This is a genomic window from Paenibacillus sp. 01T422, from assembly GCF_056398785.1.
The window spans coordinates 1-1,614 of the sequence record NZ_JBFTQB010001162.1 but is presented as its reverse complement, the minus strand read 5'-3'; the positions used below and the strand labels follow the sequence as shown (position 1 = coordinate 1,614).

The 1,614-nt window shown below is 44.2% G+C and carries 1 protein-coding gene; it reads left to right on the top strand.

What is annotated here, in order from left to right; all coding sequences use genetic code 11:
* Positions 1-1,487 (top strand): ATP-binding protein (locus AC1DUA_RS36720; RefSeq protein WP_477504421.1); only part of this gene is annotated, 1,487 nt, incomplete at its 5' end.
* Between the last annotated feature and the right edge of the window lie 127 nt (positions 1,488-1,614).

Genomic DNA, 1,614 nt, shown 5'->3' with positions numbered 1-1,614 from the left:
TATGTACTTTGTTTACGACGCATTACGTGGAGCTGCTGCCAACCGTTTTATCACAGGGACAGTTGTCGCCTGCTTTTCTAAAGTTTATTGGGCTACCGATCGTTCTGCTTACGTTTATCACATTGCTGATTTTCTACTTTCGGACTAAAGCTAGTACGGTAACTTCTACCTGGCTGTGCGTTGCAATCGTTGCGATGATGCTGGATGTGATCATTGTCCTTTGCGGCGGCGGGCGTTTCAGTCTGGGTTGGTATGTGGCCAAGTGGAACTCCTTCATATGCTCGAATGTTGTGCTGGCAGGAATGATCTATGAGTTTTCGAAAATGTATCTGAACATGGCTGATCTTTTTAGGAAAGTCAAAGATAGCGAGTATAGCTACAAGGTGCTCCTTGGGGAAAGTCAGCAAGCGGAGAGGACGATCTCCGAACAAAACACGATTATCGAGCAAATGCTGGAGTCCAGCCATGAAGCTATCGTCATGTGTGATACGGTGGGTAGAGTTATTTTTGCAAACCGCCGTGTGGAGCTCTTTTTTGAGAAGCCGATTAACAAAGGGGACTGCTTTTCGACGTATTGCGATGGTATGCGAGCGTCAGATACTGCTTTTAAAGACGTCATCGAGGCCTATTTTAACCAAAGTATACCGCCTTTTCTGAAAAGGATTTCAAGAGTATCGCTTTCTGGTGAAATGAAGCACTATGAATGTTACGTGAATCCGATTGTTGACGAGGGTTCAGACACGCTCAGGGGGCATTTATTTGGGTTCAGGGATCGGACGGAAGAAGAGCGGATTGATGAGATGAAAAATGAGTTTGTTTCTATCATTTCCCATGAAATCCGAACGCCATTGTCCTCTATTATGGGATTTATTGAGATTTTGGCGACACGCAATGTCTCTGAGGACAAGCGAGCCAAGTACGTGGAGACGATTCATAAGGAGTCTATGCGGCTATCCAATTTAATCAACGATTTTTTGGATTTGCAGCGATTGGATTCAGGAAGGCAGATCTTTCATTTTCAAACGCTTAACGTGGCTCATTTGGTTGGTGAAATCGTGGATCAATGGCAGGGAAAAGACAATCATGAGATTGAACTGCACATCCTTGACGATTCCCCTTTTATCCATGGCGACGAAGAACGCCTCAAACAGGTATTTCACAATCTGATCTCCAACAGCATCAAGTATTCGCCTAATAGTTCGAAGATAGATGTGTATGTGGAACGTGAGAATGGCCATGTGCTCATCAAAATTCAAGATTATGGACTCGGCATTCCGGCTGATGCGTTGGATAAATTATTTGCGAGATTCTACCGAGTGGATAATTCGGATCGCAGGAAAATTGGGGGTACGGGACTTGGACTGTCCATTGTCAAAGAAATTGTTGAAGCCCATCATGGTAAAGTGTTAGTGGAGTCAGAGCTGGGTGAGGGTTCGATCTTCATTGTTCAATTTGATGACCATAAAGACGGCCAGCCTGCTATATAAACTTCACGAAGAATCTGGCCAAGTGCCAGGTTCTTTTCATTTTCGCCCAAAAAGTTCACAAAAGCAAGCAAAAGAGTTACAAAGTCCTTCTGTCGGGAATAGACTATCTGTATCAATAGGCCATAGG